Here is an 18,459-nt window from a genome sequence, read left to right as displayed (position 1 = left end):
TCAGCCCCCGTTCGGCGCCCGGTGCGGGGGCTGCTCGGGGGCCGGGCGGGGGCTGACCGGGGGTACGGAGCGGACGGCGGGCTCGTCGGTGCTCACCCGCAGCGCCTCCCCGTGGTGGTGGAGCGTGAGCGGCTCCCCGTCCAGCAGCGTGTACGTCGCCTTGTCCGCACCGATCTCCACCCTGAGGCGGCGGCCGCGGAACTGGAGGCTGAAGGCCAGGCGGCGCAGCCGCTCCGGGAGGCGTGGCGCGAAGCGGATTCCCTCGCCGTCGCGGCGCAGCCCGCCGAAGCCCGCGACCAGCGCCATCCAGGTCCCGGCCAGCGAGGCGATGTGCAGCCCGTCCCGGGTGTTGTGCTCCAGGTCCTGCAGGTCCATCAGGGCCGCCTCGGCCGTGTAGTCGTAGGCGAGGCGCAGATGGCCCGCCTGGGCGGCGACGACGGCCTGGCAGCAGGCGGACAGGGACGAGTCGCGTACGGTCAGCGGCTCGTAGTAGGCGAAGTTGCGGGCCACCTGCTCGTCGTCGAAGCGGTCCCCGCAGGTGTACATGGCCAGCACCAGGTCGGCCTGCTTGACGACCTGCTTGCGGTAGAGGTCGAAGTAGGGGAAGTTCAGCAGCAGCGGGTACTGGTCGGGGCGGGTGCTCGCGAAGTCCCAGCGCTGGTAGCGGGTGAATCCGGCGTGCTGCTCGTGCACACCGAGTGCGTCGTTGTACGGGATGTGCACGGACTCGGCGGCGTCCCGCCAGACCGCGCTCTCCTCCGCGTCCACGCCCAGGCGTTCCGCCTCGCGCGGGTGCCGTTCGGCGGCGTCGGCGGCGGCGAGCAGGTTCTGCCGGGCCATCAGGTTGGTGTACGTGTTGTCGTCGGCAACCGCGCTGTACTCGTCGGGGCCGGTGACGCCGTCGATGTGGAAGACCCCGCGGTGGTCGTGGTGGCCCAGCGAGCGCCACAGGCGGGCGGTCTCCACCAGCAGTTCGACGCCCGTCTCCCGTTCGAAGGCGGTGTCGCCGGTGGCCTCGACGTAGCGGACGACCGCGTCGGCGATGTCGGCGTTGACGTGGAAGGCCGCGGTGCCGGCCGGCCAGTACGCCGAGCCTTCTGCGCCCTGGATGGTCCGCCAGGGGAACGCGGCCCCGCCGAGCCCCAGTTGGGCCGCGCGCTCGCGTGCCTCGTCGAGGGTGTTGTACCGCCAGCGCAGCGCCTCGGCGACGGCCTCGGGGGCGGTGTGGGTGAGGACGGGCAGCACGAACATCTCGGTGTCCCAGAAGGCGTGCCCGTCGTAGCCGGAGCCGGTCAGGCCCTTGGCGGGTATCGCCCGCTGCTCGGCGCGGGCGCCGGCCTGCAGGACGTGGAAGAGGGCGAACCGTACGGCCTGCTGGATCTCCTCGTCGCCGTCCACCTCGACGTCCGCGCGGGACCAGAAGTCGTCCAGGTAGGTGCGCTGGTCGTCCAGGAGTCCCTGCCAGCCGTCGTGGGCGGCGGCCGCGAGGGCGGCGTCGACCTGGTCGGCCATCGCGGGCAGCGAGCGGGTGCCGGACCAGCCGTGGGCGACCAGCTTCTCCACCCGCAGCGTCTGGCCCGGCTCCAGTACGGAGGTGACGGTGAGCCGGGCGACGTCGTTGCCGCTCTCGCTGCGGGTCGAGGTGCGCTCGGGACCGGTGACCACGTGGTCGGCGGCGACGGCCACCCGGAGGCCGCTGCGCCGGGTGCGGTGCACCAGCCGCAGCCGGTTGCCGGAGGCGAACTCGTCCTCGTGCTCCAGCGTCGACTGCAGCGCCATCGCGGCGCGCGGGTCGCCGTTCGAGCCGGGCAGCTGCTCGTTGGCGACCAGCTCCGACTGGATCACCACCCGGCTGCGGCGGCCGACGGCCTCCACCTCGTAGGCCACCGCGGCCACCGCCCGCTGGGTCAGCGACACCAGCCGCGTGGAGCGGACCCGGACGGTGGAGCCGGCCGGGGACGTCCACTCGCAGGTCCGCTCCAGCACGCCGCGGCGCAGGTCCAGGACGCGCTCGTGGGCGACGAGGCGGCCGTAGCGCAGGTCGAACGGCTCGTCGTCCACCAGGAGCCTGAGGATCTTGCCGTTGGTGACGTTGATGACCGTCTGCCCGGACTCCGGATAGCCGTAGCCGGCCTCCGCGTACGGCAGCGGATGGACCTCGTGCACCCCGTTGAGGTAGCTGCCGGGAAGGCCGTGCGGTTCGCCCTCGTCCAGGTTGCCGCGCCAGCCGACATGGCCGTTGGACAGCGCGAACACCGACTCGCTCTGGGCGAGGACGTCGAGGTTCAGGTCCGTCTCGCGCACGGCCCACGGCTCGACCGTGTACGACCGGTGGGTGATCACTGCTTGCCTCCCAGCTCGGCGAGATCCTTGACGACGATGCTCGCGCCGTGTGCGTACAGGGCGTCGGTCTGTCCGACCCGGTCGACGCCGACGACGTATCCGAAGCCGCCCGCGCGGCCGGCGTCCATGCCGGCCAGCGCGTCCTCGAAGACGGCGGCCCGCGTCGCCTCGACGCCCAGCTCGTGGGCGGCTGCCAGGAAGGTGTCGGGGTGCGGTTTGCCGGGCAGGTTCCGCTCGGCGGCGACCACGCCGTCGATGCGGACGTCGAAGAAGTGCTCGGCGCCGACGGCCCGCAGCACGTCACGGCAGTTGGCGCTGGAGGAGACGATCGCGGTGCGCAGACCCCGCGCGCGGACGGCCTCCAGATAGCGCAGGGTGCCCTCGTAGGCCTCCACGCCGCCGGTGCGGATCCGCTCCAGCAGCAGGTCGTTCTTGCGGTTGCCGAGGCCGTGCACGGTCCGGGCGTCGGGCGGGTCGTCGGGGGTGCCCTCGGGCAGGTGGATGCCGCGCGAGTCGAGGAAGGAGCGGACGCCGTCGGCGCGCGGGCGTCCGTCGACGTACTCGTCGTAGTCGGCGATCTCGTCGAACGGCCGGGCCTCGGGGCCCTCGTACTCGCGCAGGAACGCGTCGAACGTCTCCTTCCAGGCGGCCGCGTGCACGACGGCCGTCTTGGTGACGACCCCGTCGAGGTCGAAGAGACAGGCCAGGATGGTGTCGGGCAGACCGAGCTGAGTCATACCCAGCACCTTTCCCCATGGAGCGCACTCCAGTGGGTGGCGAGCACCACATGAGCCATACTTTCGAACGTTCAGACCTGACTCTCACCGTCGTCGCCGCCGGTGACACACTCTGCTGTGTGCCGCTGACCTTCGACGACCTGCTCACCCGCGCCCGTGCCCTCGCCGGGGGCGGGCGGCGCGCGATCCTCGGGATCGCGGGCGGCCCGGGCGCGGGCAAGACGACGCTCGCCGAGCACCTGGTGGGCGCCCTGAACGCCGACGGCCCGCCCTGGGTGGCGCACGTCCCCATGGACGGCTTCCATCTGGCCGACGCCGAACTGGACCGGCTGGGCCGCCGGGACCGCAAGGGCGCCCCCGACACCTTCGACGCGGCCGGGTACGCGGCGCTGCTGCGGCGGCTGCGCGAGGAGACCGACGAGGTGGTGTACGCGCCCGGGTTCGAGCGGGTCCTGGAACAGCCGCTCGCGGGCGCGATCCCGGTGCCGCCGACGGCACGGCTGGTGGTGACGGAGGGCAACTACCTGCTGCTGGAGCAGGGTTCGTGGGCGCGGGTGCGGCCGTGCCTGGACGAGGTGTGGTTCTGCGAGATCGACGAGCAGGAGCGGATCCGGCGGCTGGTCGCCCGGCACGAGGAGTTCGGCAAGGACCGTGAGGCGGCCGTGGCCTGGGTGCTGGGGACGGACCAGCGCAACGCCGACCTGATCGCGACGACGCGGGACCGGGCGGACCTGGTGGTGCCGCCCGGTGCGCTGCCCTGGCTCAGGCGCTCAGCGTGAGAACGGGTTCGCCGGCGGCATCGCCCGCCGGATCCCCGAGCACGGCGGTGAACGCCTCGGTGCGTACCGTCAGCCCCTGCTCGTCGGTCTCGAAGGTGGGCGCGAAGGCCCCGCCCGGCCCGTACCGTACGGCGAACACGTGCAGCCCCTCCGGAGCGCCGGGCGCCGGGTCGGCCTCCAGCGCGGTGGAGCCGACCAGGTGGCGCCAGCCCTCGTCGGGGTTGCCGTAGCCGCGCGGGTCGGCCGCGAGCGCGAACGCCGCCTGTTCCTGGGTGAGTTCGCCGCGGGCGTCGAAGTGGTCGGGGCCCTGGTCCGCGGGATGCGTGAGGCGCAGCCCGCCCGCTGAGGCGACCTCGCCCTCGGCGACGCGGCGCACCCGGTCGCCGTCGTCGGCTGCGTACGGCAGCCCGGACAGCAGGTACGGCGCCCCGTCGAGCCGCTCCACGGCGACCGTCACCCACAGACTGGTGCCGTCGGTGACGTACAGCGACCGCACATGGCGCAGCACATGGTCGCGGCCGACCACCGGCTTGGTGACCAGCTTGGCCGCGAGCCCGTCGGCGCGGACGTCGCGGACGCGCACCTCTCCCATGGGACGGCACAGCAGGAAGCCGTCCATGACCGGGCCGAACCCGTGCTGGCGGCGTACGGCCGCGGGCAGGTAGTAGGTGCCGGCCGCTTCGACGAGCGCGGGGGTCATACGGCTGTCGAAGGCGACGGAGACCGTGCCGGAACGCAGTTGGTGGCGGACGGGGGCGGCCGACGGGGTGCGGTGCCAGCGGGTGGTGTCCTGGATCTGCCAGACCAGCATGAAGGCGAAGTGCCCGTCGATTCGGCCGTCGCGCTGGACCGCGTGCCGCCCCCAGCGGGAGTCGCCCCGGTAGCGGCCCAGGTCCGAGCCGATGCGTGCGCCGAAGTAGCGCAGGCCCAGGACGGACTCGAACCCGGAGTGCTGTTCGCTGTAGCGGGGGCCTCCGTTGTCGAAGCCGCCGCTCGTGAGGCGGGCGTCGATGTAGCGGCCGAGCGCGTCTCCGTCCTCGGCGAACACCTCCTCGCCGCTGACCCGGTGGGCCTGGGCGAGGAAGGACAGGGAGATCGGGCCGTAGTTGTTGTCGTACGCCCCGCCGTGCTCGGGCGGCAGCAGGGCGCCCCGGTCGCGGACCCGGTGGGCGCGGATCTCGTCGGTGTACAGCTCCAGTGCCCGGGAGCGGACCCGTGCTCCTTCGGAAGCGGGCAGATGACGGGCCAGCATGAGACCGCCGACCACACAGCCGATGGCCTGGTTGCCCGCCTCCTGCGGGTTGAAGAAGGTCGCCTCGGTCAGCCAGCGCCAGTAGCCGTGCGCCACCTCGGTGAGCGCGGTGCGCTGTCCGTCGTCCAGGAGGCCGTCGGCCGCGTCGAGGACGTTGACCGCCTGGAGCAGCGCCCACACCGTGCTCGGCCAGTCGCCGATGGGGTGTGCGCCCGCTTCCAGTACGTAACGGGCGTACGGCAGCCCGGAGTCGGTGCTGCGCAGGTTCGGATAGCCGGGGTTGTCCTCGCTGTAGACGCGCTCGCGCAGATGGAAGGCGAGGCTGCGGCGCACCGCTTCCGGCAGCCGGGGGTCCCGGCCGCGCTGCCAGGCTAGGGCGAGCAGGGAGGTGATGCCGAGGGAGGTGTCGCCGATGTCGTCGCCGGCGTCGGGGTGCTCCAGGTTGCCCTCGGGGGTGAGCCGGGCCAGGGCCTGCTCGGTGACGTCGGCGAGGACGGCGTCGTACGCCTCGGGGGTGTCCGGGAGGTCGTGCAGCGGGCAGCGCTGGTGAGGGAGATGCACGGGTGGATCAGCCCTTCTTGCCTGAGGTGGCCATGCCGTGGGATGCCGGGATCGCACGACGGGTGCGGGCCTGGCCGCCGACGGGGCGGGCCGCCGCGCGGACGAACTCGTGGTCGAGCGGGGTGGGCACGGTCAGTCCTTCAGTCCGGCATTGATGTCGGCGCCCATGACGTAGCGCTGGAAGACCAGGAAGATCACGATCAGCGGGATCATGGAGATGACCGACGCGCCGAGCAGTACCGACCAGTTGATGTTCTGCGCGCCGACGATGCTCTGGATGCCGATCTGCACGGTGAACTTGTCGGGGTCGTTGAGCATCAGAAGCGGCCAGATGTAGTCGTTCCACCGCCACTGGAAGGACAGGATGGCGAGGGTCAGCATGATGGGCCGGGAGAGCGGCACCATGATCCGCAGGAAGATCGACAGTTCGCGGGCGCCGTCGATGCGCGCGGCTTCCACGAGTTCGTCGGGAACCGTCAGAAAGAACTGGCGGAACATGAAGCATCCGGTCGCGGTGAGCACGGCCGGGAGGATGATGCCGCTGAAGGAGTTGTAGAGGCCGAGGTTACGGACCACCAGGAACTCCGGGGCGAGCATGACCTCGGACGGCAGCATCGTGGTGGCCAGGATGCAGATGAAGAACACCTTGAGCCACTTGTTGTCGTACTTGGCCAGCGCGTACCCGGTGCAGCAGCTGGCTCCCACCGTGAGGATCGTCGTGATCACGCACACGATGGTCGTGTTGATGAAGTACTGGGAGAAGTTGGCACTGCGCCACGCCGTGAGGTAACCCGACAGGGTGGGGTGGTGCGGGACCAGCGTCAGCGGATAGGAGAACAGATCCCCGGCCGGTTTGAGGGAGCTGAGGATGAACCACAGCACCGGCAGACCGTAGAGGCACGCCAGGATCCACAGCAGTGTCGTCGCGGGCACCGCCCGCCGCAGCCCACCGCCGGCCGCACCGCGGGGTCGCTTCTTGGAGACGGCCCGTCCGGAACCGGCGTCGACCGGGCGTGCCGTGTCTGTGGTTGTCATCGGTTCTCCACCCGTCGGTTGACGATCAGCTGGATGATCGCGACGGCCATCAGGATGAGCATGAGCACGAACGACGCGGCGCTCGCGTAGCCGATCTGGCCCCGCTGGAAGCCGGTCTGATAGATGTACTGGACAAGCAGGTTGTTCGACGTTCCGGGTCCGCCGTTGTTGAGGGAGGCGAACAGCGGGTATTCCTTCATCGCGTTGATCGTGTTGAGCAGGATGACGATGAACGAGGTGGGCGCGATGCTCGGCAGCGTGATGCTGATGAACTGGCGCCATGGACCGGCACCGTCGAGTGCGGCCGCTTCGTAGTACGACACCGGTACGTTCTTGATCGCCGCGATGAACAGCAGCATCGAGAAGCCCGTCCAGGCCCAGGATGCCGCCATCACCACCACCAGCAGCGACAGGTCCGCGTTCGACTGCCACGGGATCGCATGCCCGCCGAGCTTCTCGACGACGTAGTTGACCAGCCCGAAGTTCTCGCCGAACAGCCACCGCCACAGGACACCCACGACGATGGGCGACAGCAGCCACGGGATGAAGAAGATGACGCGGGCGACCGACGTGCCCTTGGCGTGCTTGCTGACCAGCACATTGGCGATGAGCAGCGAGAGCGCGAAGTTCAGCGGAACGAAGAGCACGGTGTACAGCAGCGTCCGGCCCAGCGCGTCGTAGAAGGTGGAGTCCCCGAACAGGTTGTGGTAGTTGTCCAGTCCGACGAACTGGAACGCCCCCACGCCCGTGTAGTTCGTGAAGGAGTAGACGAGCCCGATCACCGCGGGCCAGACGAAGAACAGCGCGAAGAGCACGACATTGGCCGCGATGAGGACGAGCGGCGCGATGGTGTAGCTGCTGCGGCGTCTCCTGGGCGGGCTCGCGGACACGTCCGAGGCGCGTTTTGTCATCTTCCCTGACTCCGTGCTGGTGGAATGGATTCCTGTGGGCTCACGCCATGAGCCCGGCATCACGTGGGCGACCGAGGCCGGGCGGCGGTGTCTCGACCCCGCCGCCCGGGCCTGCCGGCCTGCGATCAGCCGCCGACCTGCTGGTTGTAGCCGGCCACGATGTTGTCCAACGCCTTGCCGACCGACTGCTGGCCGTTGATCGCCTTGCCGAGCTCCGTCTTGGTCGGGTCGGTGGTGAGGCTCTTGCCCTTCAGCACCCAGTTCGTCTGCGCGGTGTTGAAGTACCCGGAGATCGGCGCGTAGAGCGGGATCTCCTTGTTGTACAGCTTGAACGCCGCCTGCGCCGCGTCGGAGGTGAAGGGGTACTTCGGGGTCAGACCGCTCTCGACGGGCAGGAACCCGGACGTCTCACACAGCTCCTGGTAGTGCTCCGGCTCGTAGATCCAGGACAGGAACTTCTGCGCGGCGGTGGAGGCGGCGCCGTTGTTGTTGAACCCCACCATCATGCCGCCGCTGTTGACGTCGCTCGCCTGCACCGGCTCGGCGGGAGTCGGGACGCTCGCCCAGTCGAACTTCTTGATGCTGTCCGCGAAGGCGGGAACCTGCCACACCCCGGACCAGTAGGCGACCACGTCACCGCTCTGGAACATGGCCGACGGGTCGGCGCCACTGGTCCACACCGACTTCGGCATGGTCTTGTCGTCGTTCAGCCCGACGAAGTACTTCACGGCCTTCTCGGTCGCCGCGTCCACCGAGAACTTGCCGGAGGAGTCCGCGTGGACGTACTTCCCGCCCAGCTCGTACACCATGGCGCGCAGCCGGGACGGCGACTGGTCGAACGTCAGGGAGTACTTGGCGCCGGTCTTCTCCCGGACCTTGTCCGCCGCCTTGATGAAGTCCGTCCAGGTCCAGGTCTTCTCGGGCGAGGTCGGGAAGGAGACGCCCGCCTTCTTGAACAGCGTCTCGTTGATGAACAGGCCGGAGGCGGTGACGTCCGAGGGGATGGACAGCACCTTCCCGGACGAGTCCTTGGCGAGGAAGTTGGCGTTGATGTTGTTGCTCTTGTTGTTGGCGATGGAGCTGAGGTCGATCAGCTTGCTCGACCAGATCGGGTCCAGCGCCGGCACGTCCGCCACGTCGGGCAGAGAGTTCGCCTGCGCGGCGTTGTGCAGCTTCGTCGGGTAGCCGTCGTAGGGGATGTTGACGAGCTTGACGGAGACGCCGGCTTCCTTCTTGTACTGCGCCACCAGCTTCTTCCAGCCCGCGTCCTGCCCCGGAACCGTGGAGATCCAGAACGTCAGCGACTTGGAGGTGCCGCCCGAGCCGGACCCCGACCCGCCACAGGCGGAGAGCAGAAGGGCACCTGCCGTGGCCACGGCAGCGAGGGGAACCACACGGCGTATGCCGCCGCGGCCGAGTCGGCGGGAGCGCCGCACACCCACACTGGTCATCTTCGATCCCTTTTCGTCGTAGGGGACGGAGCACGGCGCCGACGTAGGCGGCACGGGTGCATTTTCCAGGAAATTTCGCTTTCCGGGCGCGGCCTCGCCCGGCCGCATCGCCTTGACGGGTGGGGTCCCCGGCCATGAGGGCCGTCGTCGCACAAGCGCGCCCTCGTGCGGCTGCCGTACGTCGCGTACGGCCGGGACGCTCACCTCGAGCCGGGGTTCCCGCCCGGCTTAGAAAGCGCTTGTCCGGACATTGGCAGACCAAGTCGGAGGCCGTCAATCCTTCACGCGCACGGCCTCGGTCACGGTTTGGACTCCTCGTGCGACCGCGAGCCGGGCCGCACCGGTGACGGTACCGAGATCCCCGACGGTGCTGCTGACGACCTCGGTGGGCCAGCTCAGCCGCTCCAGCTCGGACCGCACACCGGGCAGGAGCTGCGGGTCCGCGCCGGTGCTGCCGCCGAGCACGATCAGTCCGGGGTCCAGCACGGCGGCCACGGCGGCGGCGAGCCGGCCCACGTCGGCGGCGTGGCGGTCCACGACGGCGCGGGCCGTGGCCCGGCCCTGCCCGGCGAGGGCGAACAGCTCCTCGGTGGTGCGGGGGCAGGGGCCGTCGGCGGGCTGCCAGGCGGCGACGGCCCGCCGCAGCAGGGCGCGCGCGCCGACGTACTCCTCCAGGGCCTCGCGGCGCGGCGCGCGGTCGTCGTCCCAGGGGTAGGGCAGCCGGGCCAGCTCGCCCGCGGCGCCGTTCGCGCCGCGCAGCACCCGGTCGCCGACGACGATGCCGAGGCCGACGCCCACGCCGATCCGCAGGTAGCCGAAGGTGTGGCGGCCGCGGGCGGCGCCCTCGTGCAGCTCCGCGAGCGCGGCGCAGTTCACGTTGTTCTCGAGGTGGACGGGGACACCGGGCGGCAGCGCGACGGCCATGGCGTCGAAGGCGGGGCCGGCCTTGGCGGTCGCGGGCCGCATGCCGGCGCCCTGCCGGTCCTGTGCGGTGACGTCGCCGACGGCGACGACGATGGTGCGCAGCGGGGCGCCGGCGGGCAGCGCGACGAGGGTCCCCCGCACGGCCTCGGCGGCGTCCGCGCGGGAGGTGGTGGCCTGGGCGAGCAGGCTGCCGTCGAGAGCGCAGCCGCGTACCCGGGTGTGGGCGGGGCCGAGATCCACGGCGAGCACGGTCCCGGCGGCCGGGCCGAGCCGGTAGACGGCGGCGGTGCGGCCTATGCCGCCGGTAGCCGTACCGGAGTGGGCGGCGAGCCCCGCGGCCTCCAGCTCGGCCACGGCACCGGAGACCGTCGGCTTCGACAGGCCCGCGTCGGCCGCCAGCCGGGGGCGGGTGGCGGAGCCGGCCGCGGCCAGGACGGCGAACACCGCGCGGGCGCTCTCGCTCAGGTTCATGCTCTCCCCCAGGTTCGAACCGCAGGAATCGGCTGGTGAGGGCACGGGTGACGCGCGCCTCTTGACGCACTCTACTTCGTTAGTTAATTTCCTAACGAACTCACGGTACTCGCCTGCCGTGGCCGCCGCCGAAGCCCGTCCCGGGGCTTCCCGACCTCTTCCACAGCCGTTCATCCAGGCACGGTTCGCCCGCCGTCGCAGCACAGCACCAGGCAGCACAGCTCCCCGCAGCGCAGCTCCCTGCAGACGACGAAAGAGGAACCGTGCAGGACGTTCCGTACCCCCTCGTGGTCGGGATCGACGTGGGCGGCACCAAGACCCATCTCCGGGCACTGGCCGGGGGCGAGCTGGTCGCCGACCGTGTCCGTTCCAGCAGTGGCTGGCGGCCGCACGTCCCGGCCGCCGCCGCGGCCTGGCTGGCCGCGCTCCTCGACGACGCCCTTCCGGCGGGCCTGCGCCCGGCCGCCCTCGCCGTGGGCGGGCACGCCTGCGAGACCCCGCGCCAGTGCGCCGCGATCCGGGCCGCCCTGGGCGATGTCCTGGACGCGCCCGCGCTGATCGTCGGCGACGCCGAACTCCTCGTACCCGCCGCCGGGCTGGAGAAGGGGGTCGGTCTGGTCGCGGGCACCGGCTCGGTCGCCGTGGGCCACGCGGCCGACGGCACGCCGGTGCAGGTCGGCGGCTGGGGCGCGGTCCTCGGTGACGAGGGCGGCGCGGCCGGACTCGTCCGGGAGGCCGCCCGGGCCTGCTGGGCGGCCCATGACCGCGGCGAGGCACCCGACGCGCTGGCGGCCGGACTGCTCGCCGCGTTCGACGTGCCCGAAGTGCCCGCGCTCGGCGCGGCGCTGGAGGGCGCGACGGACGTCTCCGCCGAGTGGGGACAGCACGCCCCGGTCCTCTTCGCGGCCGCCGAGGCGGGTTCCCGGCTCGCCCACGAGGTGATCGCCGCCGGGGGCCGCTCCCTCGCCGCGCTCGTCCTGCGGCTCGCCGACCGCGGCCTCGTCGTGGACGACGTGGTGGTCGCGGGTAGCACCGTCCTCGCCCAGCCGCTCCTGTACGACGCCTTCACCGCCGCGCTCGCCGACGCCCTGCCCGGGGCACGGCGGCACCCGCTGCGGGTGCCGCCGGTCAACGGGGCGGTGGCGCTGGCGCGTTCGATCCTGTGAACCGCGCTCCCCGCGTTCACCTGCCGCACACGCCCGCGTCGCCGGGGACACCCCGGCGGGACACGACCTCGCCCTAGATATTCACTCGTTCAACTTCTTTCCCACGGGATCGCACATTCCGGCACATCGCGGCCGGGCGTCACGGCAGTGCGCGCCGGGCGGTCCCGCGGGCCACTCCCCGGCCGCCGTCCGGCCGAAGAACTCAAGAGAGGCACACGCATGCCGTCACCCGCCGGGCTCCGCTCCTCCTCGCCGGCCCGTGGAACCGCCCTGGGCCGACGCGGTTTCCTCAAGACCTCGCTGGGCGCGTCGGCGGGTGTGCTCGCCGCCCCGACCTTCGCCACGTGGCTGTCCGCCGCCGACGCCAAGGCCGCGACCGCCGCCGCGTTCGTGGACGACTACCGGACCAACGTCCTCGCCAACCTCACCCCCGAGACCAACGCGGTGGTCCGGATCCTCGGCGGCTTCGCCCAGGTGTGGAAGACCGGCTCCGCGTGGAACACCGGCACCCCGCTGCGCCCCGAGGTGCTGCGCGCCAACATGCGCTACTGCGCCCGGATCACCGGCGAGCGCACCGACGCGCAGGCCAAGGAGGCGTTCGTCTACGACCGCCAGCACCAGAGCTACGCGATGATCGCCGGCCTCGGTCCGCTCGCCGACCTCTACAAGGCGGGCGCCAAGGCGGTCACGTCGATCACCGGCGCGCCCGACGGCACCCCGGCGACCACCGTCAGCGACGCCGTACCCGCGAACGCCCCGGCCGGCTCGGCGCTCGGCGCGGGCGCCCACGACTCCGCGCTGGGCAAGCTCGCCGAGCTGGTCGACACCGTGCGCGGCCCGTACGCCTCCGGCAACCCGGCCAAGTACGCCTACCAGTACCCGCGTCCGTGGCGCATGAACGAGGACAGCGAGGTGGTCGACACCGGTGCGAAGGACGCGCTCGGCTACCCGGTGTACGAGTCCGACGTGGTGGTCGCCCCGCAGCTGCTGCGCCAGCGCGGCACCTCGCCGACCGACGACGGCGGCTTCCCGAGCGGCCACACCAACGCCTTCCACCTGGCCGCTCTCGCGTACGCGTACGCCGTGCCCGAGCGGTTCCAGGAGCTGGTGACGCGCGCCTTCGAGCTGAGCCACACCCGGATCGTGGCGGGCATGCACAACACCGTCGACGTCATCGGCGGCCGCGTCATGGCCACCGCGCTGGCCGCGGCCACCCTCGCCGACCCGGCGAACGCCCCGCTGAAGGCCGCCGCCCGCGCCCAGGCTCTCGCCTACTTCACCGCGCAGACCGGCACCACCGCCGACACCCTGTACGGCTACGCGCACCCGGACACCGACCCGTACGCCGACCGGGACGCCAACGCCCGCTCGGTCCGGCCCCGGCTGACGTACGTGCTGACCCGGCAGGGCCACGGCGCGCCGCTGACCGTGCCGAAGGGCGCGGAGGTGCTGCTGGAGACCCGGCTGCCGTACCTGGACGCGGACCAGCGCCGCGAGGTGCTGCGCACCACCGGGCTGCCGGCCGGGTACGTGCTGCTCGACGGCGTCGAGCACTGGGGGCGGCTGAACCTGTTCGCCGCCGCCGACGGCTACGGCGCCTTCGACTCCGACGTCACCGTCACCCTGGACGCGGCCGCCGGCGGCTTCTCGGCGGCCGACAGCTGGCGCAACGACATCGACGGGTGCGGCGGCCTGACCAAGCGCGGCACCGGCACGCTGACGCTGACCGGCCGCAGCCGGTACACGGGCGGGACGGTGCTGGAGTCCGGCGCGCTGGAGGCCGGTTCCGAGGACGCCCTCGGTCACGGGGATGTGCGGGTCTCGGACGGCACCCTGCGGGTCGCGGAGCGGCTGCGGGTGCGCGGCGGCTACGCCCAGGACTCCGGCACCCTTGAGGTCACCCTGCGCGCGGGCCGCAAGGCGCCGCTGGCCGTGAAGCACCTCGCGGTGCTGGGCCGTTCGGCCGTGCTGTCGCTGCGCCTCGACACCGAGCGGCCGCCGGCCGCGGGCAGCACGCTGCCGGTGCTCGACGTGCCCCGGCTGCGCGGGCAGTTCGACCGCGTCGAGGTGAACTCCGACGCGCTGCGGGCCGTACCCGTGTACACGGCAGAAGGTCTGTCGGTACGACTCGTGAAGCGGTGACGCCCCCGGTGGCGGGAGCGGTGCGACAGTAGGGCTATGGTCCAGCCCCGGCCCGCTCCCGCCACCGCGTGGCCGGTGTCAGCGTGGGGCGGATGATGGCGCGCGCACAGGACACGGCCCAGGTTCTCGTACCCGAGGCACCCGAGGACGACGGCCCCGGGCCGAGTACGGCCCGGGGTCGTCGGCTCGCCCTGCTGAGCCGCCGGCGGCGGTGGCTGGTGCCGGTCCTGGTGGCGCTGCTGCTGGCTCAGATGGCCGCGGCGATGGTCACCACGGCCGTCCGGCAGACGCCCACCATCGACGAACCCGTGTACGTGGCCACGGCCACCGACTACCTGCGTGAGCACCGGCTGCGCTACAATCCCGAGCATCCGCCGCTCGGCAAGCTGCTGATCGCGGCCGGGGTGGCGGTGGCCGACCCGCACTACGACCCGTCGTACTCCGGCACCCAGGGCGAGGTGGGCCGGCATCTGCTGTACGAGTCGGGCAACGATCCCTGGCGTCTGATGCTGTGGGCGCGGCTGCCGGTGATCGCGCTGACCCTGCTGTTCGGGCTGGTGGTGTTCGCGTTCGCGCGTGAACTTGTGGGTGCGGCGGGCGGTCTGGCGGCGCTCACGCTGTACGCCTTCTCCCCGGACGTGATCGCGCACGGCTCGCTGGCCACGCTGGACATGCCGGCGGCCGGGTTCGTGCTGACGTCCGCCTGGCTGGTGCGGCGGGCGCGGGTCCGGCCCCGGTGGTGTCTGCCCCTGGCCGGGGCGGCCCTCGGGGCGGCGGTGGCGACGAAGATGAGCGCGCTGCCCGCGGTCCCCGTGCTGATGCTGCTCGCGGCGGTGTCGGTGTGGGGCGCCCGGCGCGGCGCCGAGCGGCGCCGGAAGGTGCTCCTGGGGCTCGCGGGGGCGGCGGTCGTGGCGCTGGTGGCGGTGGCCGTCGTGTGGGCCACGTATCTGGCGGTCGATCCCGGGCTGCGGTTCACGCCCGCCGAGCCGGTGCCGGCCGTGCACGGGCTGCGCGGGAGCGTGACGGACCTGCTGCCGCTGCCGGAGGCGTACCGGGCCGGGATGCGGGTGCAGTTCGGCCTGGAGGACTACCCCTGGCAGGGCTTTCTGTTCGGGCACCTGTACACGGGCTCGCGCTGGTACTACCTGCCGGCCGCCCTGCTGGTGAAGACACCGCTCGGGCTGCTCGCGCTGGGCGCGGCCGGTGCCGTGGCCGCCGTGGCGGTACGGCGGCTGCGGCCCGCCGCGCCGTATCTGCTGCTGCCGCCCGCGGTGCTGCTGGCGGCGGCGATGACGGGCTCGCGGGACTTCGGGACCCGGTACGCGCTGTTCGTCCCGGTGTTCCTCGCGGTGGCGGCACCCTGCGTGCTCGCGCTGCGGTGGCGCCGGTCGGGGGTGCTCACGGGGCTGCTGGTGCTGTGGGTGGCGGTGAGTTCGCTGCGGACGTTCCCGTACTACCTGCCGTACGCCAACGAGGCGTTCGGCGGCCCGGCGAACACCCACCGGCTGCTGCACGACTCCAACGTGGACTGGGGCCAGGACCTCGGCCGGCTCGCCGACCGCCTCCGGCAGCGGTATCCGGGCGAGCGGGTGTGGCTGGTCTACAAGGGCAGCGGTGTGCCGTCGTACTACGGCATCCACGCGTCCGATCCGCGCACGGTGCCGCCGGGCCGGGTGCACGGGCTGCTGGTCGTGTCGGACTCCGCGGCGGCCAAGGCACGTGGTCGACTGGCCGAATTGATCGAGTCGAGCCGACCGGTCGATCAAGTGGGTCATTCGATCACCTTGTACCGGCGATGAGCCTGTCTGCCCGTCACACCCCCTGGTCATGACGGTCGGTGAGCTATGTTGAGTGGTCGTGGGAGACAAAGGAGAAGGGTCGGTGCCCTCGCCGCAGCAGGCACGCGCCCAGGCATCAGCGATCACCTCGGGCAAGATCGCGCCGGAGGCCGGGGCCGCACCGACCTCCCAGCTCAGGGAACTCTTCGACGGCCCCCGGCTGTCCCCGGGGCAGCGCCGTGTCGCCCAGTACCTGATCGAGCACATCACCGAGGCGGCGTTCCTGTCGATCACCGAGCTGGCGGACCGGGTGGGCGTCAGCCAGCCCTCCGTCACCCGCTTCGCCGCCGCCGTCGGCTTCAGCGGCTACCCGGCGCTGCGGGAGAAGCTCCAGTCGATCGCGCTGAGCACGCTGGCGGGCGGCCCCCCTGAGGTGAACCGTGCCAACGAACTCCAGGCGGCCGTCGACGCCGAGATCCAGAACCTGGAGAACATGCGCCGCGACTTCGCCGACCCCGACCGGGTGATCCGCGTCGGCCGCGCGCTGTCCCGCTCCACCCCGCTGACCGTGCTGGGCCTGCGCATCTCGGTGTCGCTGGCCGAGTACTTCGGCTATGCCGCCCGCCGCATCCATCCCGACGTACGGCTGGTGACCCGCGGCGGCAGCGTGGCCTACGACGCGCTGCTGCAGTCGCGCGAGGCCGGCGGCACCTGGGTGCTGGCGTTCGCCATGCCCCGGCACGCGCAGGAGACGCTCACCGCGCTCCGGGTCGCGCGCGAGGCGGGCCTGAAGGTCGCCCTGATCACCGACCTGGCGCTCGGTCCGCTGGCCGACGAGGCCGACGTCACCTTCGCCACCGGCACCGGCTCCCGCCTGGTCTTCGACTCCTACGCTGCGCCCGGCGTGATGGCCGCTGCCCTGCTGCAGGCCATGACCGACGCCGATCCGGAGCGCACCCAGGCCCGTCTGGAGAAGTACGAACAGGTGGCGGACCATCAGCAGTTCTTCCTGAAGGACTGAACCTTCGCCGGCGGGAGACCCTTCCCGCAGTTCTTCCTGCCGCAAGCCCCCCGCACGGGGATCTTTCGCCGTCCAGGGATCATTCACCGCATATCCCGCATGAATGTTTTCATACGTCTTGCAAACCCGACGGCATATATAAATACTGCTCACGGATCGCGCCCGGTCGACTCCGGGCACGTTCCGCACCCGCGGGACTCACCGCTCGCACCCCGCCCCGAGAAAGCCGACGGACCGCCCATGCGCACGCAAGCACTCCAGCCGCGCAGGTCCTCCGCGCCCGGGGCCCCCGCACGGACACCCCTCAGCCGCCGTCCCTACCCACGTCGGCGATCAGGGTGTTCGGTGGCGCACCGCCCAGGCGATGCGCCCGTGGCGGCCCCGGTCATCCCCTAGGCCGGGGCCGCCCCACACCGTCGGACCACCCTCACGACGCCGCACACCGGAAGCGATTGCCCATGTCCTTGACCACCACCACGCGCCTCAGCCCCGACTGGCCCTGCCAGGTCAAGATGCCCGGCAGCTACGACTGGGAACGCTCGGCGGCCAAGTGGCTGCGCGACCTGGTCCCGGCGCGCTACGCCAGCTACCCGGCGCTGATCAGACACCCCGTCCTGCTCGCCCGGCACGCGCAGATCCAGGTCCAGCAGGAGATCCGGGTGGCCCGGACGGCGCTGCAGACCGCGCGGGCCGAGCTGCCCGTCCTCGGCCTGCCCGAGTCGGTCATCGAGCACACGATCAAGCTGTACGCGGCCGAGGTGCTCCAGCTGCAGCACATCGCGCGCAGTGTCCGTGCAGTCAGCGAGGCGCTGGCGGTACGCGGCATGAGCCGCTGAGCGACTCACTGCCGGGCCGTCGTCGGTCACCGTCGCCCTCGATCTCGTCGGCGTCGTCAATCGTCGTCGCGGTGCCGCACGTACCAGCAGATGCCGACGACCAGGGCCAGCAGGAAGACGGCGGGCACTAGCAGGCCCGGGATGCGGGAGCCGGTCATCGGCGTGGCCTTCGGTCGTGGTGCGAGGTGCGCCCGGCGGCGGACCGCGGGGCGAGTGCCCATGGTGGGGCCTGCCGGCCGGTCGTCCACGAAGTTTTTCAGAGCCGTTGCCCGGTGTTCGAGCGGGGGTGCTCAGCCGCCGCCGTCGAGGCTCGTCCGGGACTCCAGCGCGCGGCGGGTGTCGTTGCCGTAGACGCCGGTCTCGTCACCGCTGATGCCGTACCAGAGCTGGAAGCGGGCCACGGCCGCCGTGAGGACGGCGTCGTAGGTGCCGTCGGTCGAGCCGTCCCGGTAGACGTCCGGGATGCGCAGCAGGCGCTGCTGCAGTGCGGCGACCTCGGGGCCGGTGTCGCCCTGGCGGAGGGTGCCCGCGCCGTCCGGGTCGCCGTCCCGGTCGGCGGCCGGGGTGGTGGCGGGCGCGGCCGGGGTGGTCGTCGCCGGTGCCGTCGTGGCCGGGTGGGTCGGCTGTGGGCTCGCGTCCGCCTCCTGCCGCGTGGGGAGCAGGAGGGCGCAGCCGAAGCCGATGACCGCGGCCGCGCCGACGGCCACGGCGACGGCGGCCCGGCGGAGCCCCGGGGCGGAGCGGCCGGCGTCATGGGGTGAGGCCTGCGGGGTGGCCGCGAAGGGCGGCAGTTCCTGGGTGTCGTCCTCGGTGGCTGATGTCCGGGGCGTGCCGTCACCCGGCCGGGGCCGGGGTGCCGTGCCGAAGGACTCGAAGGTCTCCCGTTCCGGGAGCATCTCGCGCATCAGCTCCGCGAGAGCGTCGAAGCGGCGCAGTCGCACGACGCGGACGGGTTCGAGGACCGGTCCGGGGTGCGGCTGTTCAGGGTCGGGCGGTGTCGGCACCCTGGTCTCCTTCCGTCCCGTGCGTACGGGATCCGCGGTCCCCGTGCT

At 72.2% G+C, this 18,459-nt stretch carries 16 protein-coding genes; 6 read left to right on the top strand and 10 right to left on the bottom strand.

Annotated features, from left to right (window positions below):
* On the bottom strand, positions 1-2,343 hold the full coding sequence (locus BEK98_RS32820; protein WP_094220377.1) for a glycoside hydrolase family 65 protein: 2,343 nt from the start codon (positions 2,341-2,343) through the stop codon (positions 1-3).
* Positions 2,340-3,080 (bottom strand): beta-phosphoglucomutase family hydrolase, encoded by a 741-nt coding sequence (locus BEK98_RS32815; RefSeq protein ID WP_094220376.1) that lies wholly within the window; start codon positions 3,078-3,080, stop codon positions 2,340-2,342. The genes BEK98_RS32820 and BEK98_RS32815 overlap by 4 nt, the downstream gene beginning before the upstream one ends.
* A 119-nt stretch (positions 3,081-3,199) precedes the next feature.
* On the opposite strand from BEK98_RS32815, the gene BEK98_RS32810 reads away from it, so the two are divergent.
* The gene (locus BEK98_RS32810) at positions 3,200-3,859 is read left to right on the top strand and encodes a nucleoside/nucleotide kinase family protein (protein WP_094220422.1); all 660 of its coding nucleotides are present in this window, start codon (positions 3,200-3,202) and stop codon (positions 3,857-3,859) included.
* Here BEK98_RS32810 and BEK98_RS32805 read toward each other — a convergent pair.
* The 6 genes from BEK98_RS32805 to BEK98_RS32785 all read right to left on the bottom strand — a co-directional run bounded on the left by BEK98_RS32805 (position 3,843) and on the right by BEK98_RS32785 (position 10,464).
* Entirely contained in the window at positions 3,843-5,672 is a 1,830-nt protein-coding gene (locus tag BEK98_RS32805; protein WP_094220375.1) for a hypothetical protein, read from the bottom strand. The genes BEK98_RS32810 and BEK98_RS32805 overlap by 17 nt on opposite strands.
* Positions 5,673-5,679: 7 nt before the next feature.
* Positions 5,680-5,802, bottom strand: coding sequence for a hypothetical protein (locus tag BEK98_RS50975; RefSeq protein ID WP_279635493.1), 123 nt, complete (start codon positions 5,800-5,802; stop codon positions 5,680-5,682).
* 2 nt (positions 5,803-5,804) lie between these two features.
* Positions 5,805-6,707, bottom strand: coding sequence for a carbohydrate ABC transporter permease (locus BEK98_RS32800; protein WP_094220374.1), 903 nt, complete (start codon positions 6,705-6,707; stop codon positions 5,805-5,807).
* Positions 6,704-7,618, bottom strand: a complete 915-nt coding sequence (locus BEK98_RS32795; protein WP_094220373.1) for a carbohydrate ABC transporter permease — start codon at positions 7,616-7,618, stop codon at positions 6,704-6,706. The genes BEK98_RS32800 and BEK98_RS32795 overlap by 4 nt, the downstream gene beginning before the upstream one ends.
* Positions 7,619-7,743: 125 nt before the next feature.
* On the bottom strand, positions 7,744-9,069 hold the full coding sequence (locus BEK98_RS32790) for an extracellular solute-binding protein (protein WP_094220372.1): 1,326 nt from the start codon (positions 9,067-9,069) through the stop codon (positions 7,744-7,746).
* Between the two features lie 273 nt (positions 9,070-9,342).
* Positions 9,343-10,464, bottom strand: coding sequence for an ROK family protein (locus tag BEK98_RS32785; RefSeq protein WP_094220371.1), 1,122 nt, complete (start codon positions 10,462-10,464; stop codon positions 9,343-9,345).
* A 263-nt stretch (positions 10,465-10,727) separates the two neighbouring features.
* On the opposite strand from BEK98_RS32785, the gene BEK98_RS32780 reads away from it, so the two are divergent.
* From BEK98_RS32780 to BEK98_RS32760, 5 genes are all read left to right on the top strand, one after another.
* Positions 10,728-11,630, top strand: a complete 903-nt coding sequence (locus BEK98_RS32780; protein WP_094220370.1) for an N-acetylglucosamine kinase — start codon at positions 10,728-10,730, stop codon at positions 11,628-11,630.
* Between the two features lie 219 nt (positions 11,631-11,849).
* A complete protein-coding gene (locus BEK98_RS32775) occupies positions 11,850-13,772 on the top strand; it encodes a phosphatase PAP2 family protein (RefSeq protein WP_094220369.1) in 1,923 nt (640 codons plus the stop codon).
* A 92-nt stretch (positions 13,773-13,864) separates the two neighbouring features.
* Positions 13,865-15,571, top strand: coding sequence for a phospholipid carrier-dependent glycosyltransferase (locus BEK98_RS32770; RefSeq protein WP_094220368.1), 1,707 nt, complete (start codon positions 13,865-13,867; stop codon positions 15,569-15,571).
* Positions 15,572-15,653: 82 nt separating this feature from the next.
* On the top strand, positions 15,654-16,571 hold the full coding sequence (locus BEK98_RS32765; protein WP_094220367.1) for a MurR/RpiR family transcriptional regulator: 918 nt from the start codon (positions 15,654-15,656) through the stop codon (positions 16,569-16,571).
* Positions 16,572-17,029: 458 nt separating this feature from the next.
* The gene (locus BEK98_RS32760; protein ID WP_167444307.1) at positions 17,030-17,407 is read left to right on the top strand and encodes a hypothetical protein; all 378 of its coding nucleotides are present in this window, start codon (positions 17,030-17,032) and stop codon (positions 17,405-17,407) included.
* 56 nt (positions 17,408-17,463) lie between these two features.
* Here the strand turns inward: BEK98_RS32760 and BEK98_RS49170 are convergent, their stop codons facing one another.
* Both BEK98_RS49170 and BEK98_RS32755 read right to left on the bottom strand, forming a co-directional pair.
* Positions 17,464-17,628 carry a hypothetical protein gene (locus tag BEK98_RS49170; protein WP_167444305.1) on the bottom strand — a complete coding sequence of 55 codons (165 nt, stop codon included), beginning with the start codon at positions 17,626-17,628 and terminating at the stop codon, positions 17,464-17,466.
* 69 nt (positions 17,629-17,697) lie between these two features.
* Complete coding sequence (locus tag BEK98_RS32755; RefSeq protein ID WP_094220365.1) at positions 17,698-18,411, bottom strand: peptidoglycan-binding domain-containing protein; 714 nt, start codon at positions 18,409-18,411, stop codon at positions 17,698-17,700.
* Positions 18,412-18,459: the final 48 nt, after the last annotated feature.

It is taken from the genome of Streptomyces diastatochromogenes (assembly GCF_002242805.1).
GTDB classification, from domain to species: domain Bacteria; phylum Actinomycetota; class Actinomycetes; order Streptomycetales; family Streptomycetaceae; genus Streptomyces; species Streptomyces diastatochromogenes.
Note: the sequence above shows the minus strand (reverse complement) of the source record. Positions and strands in the feature narration are given on the sequence as shown.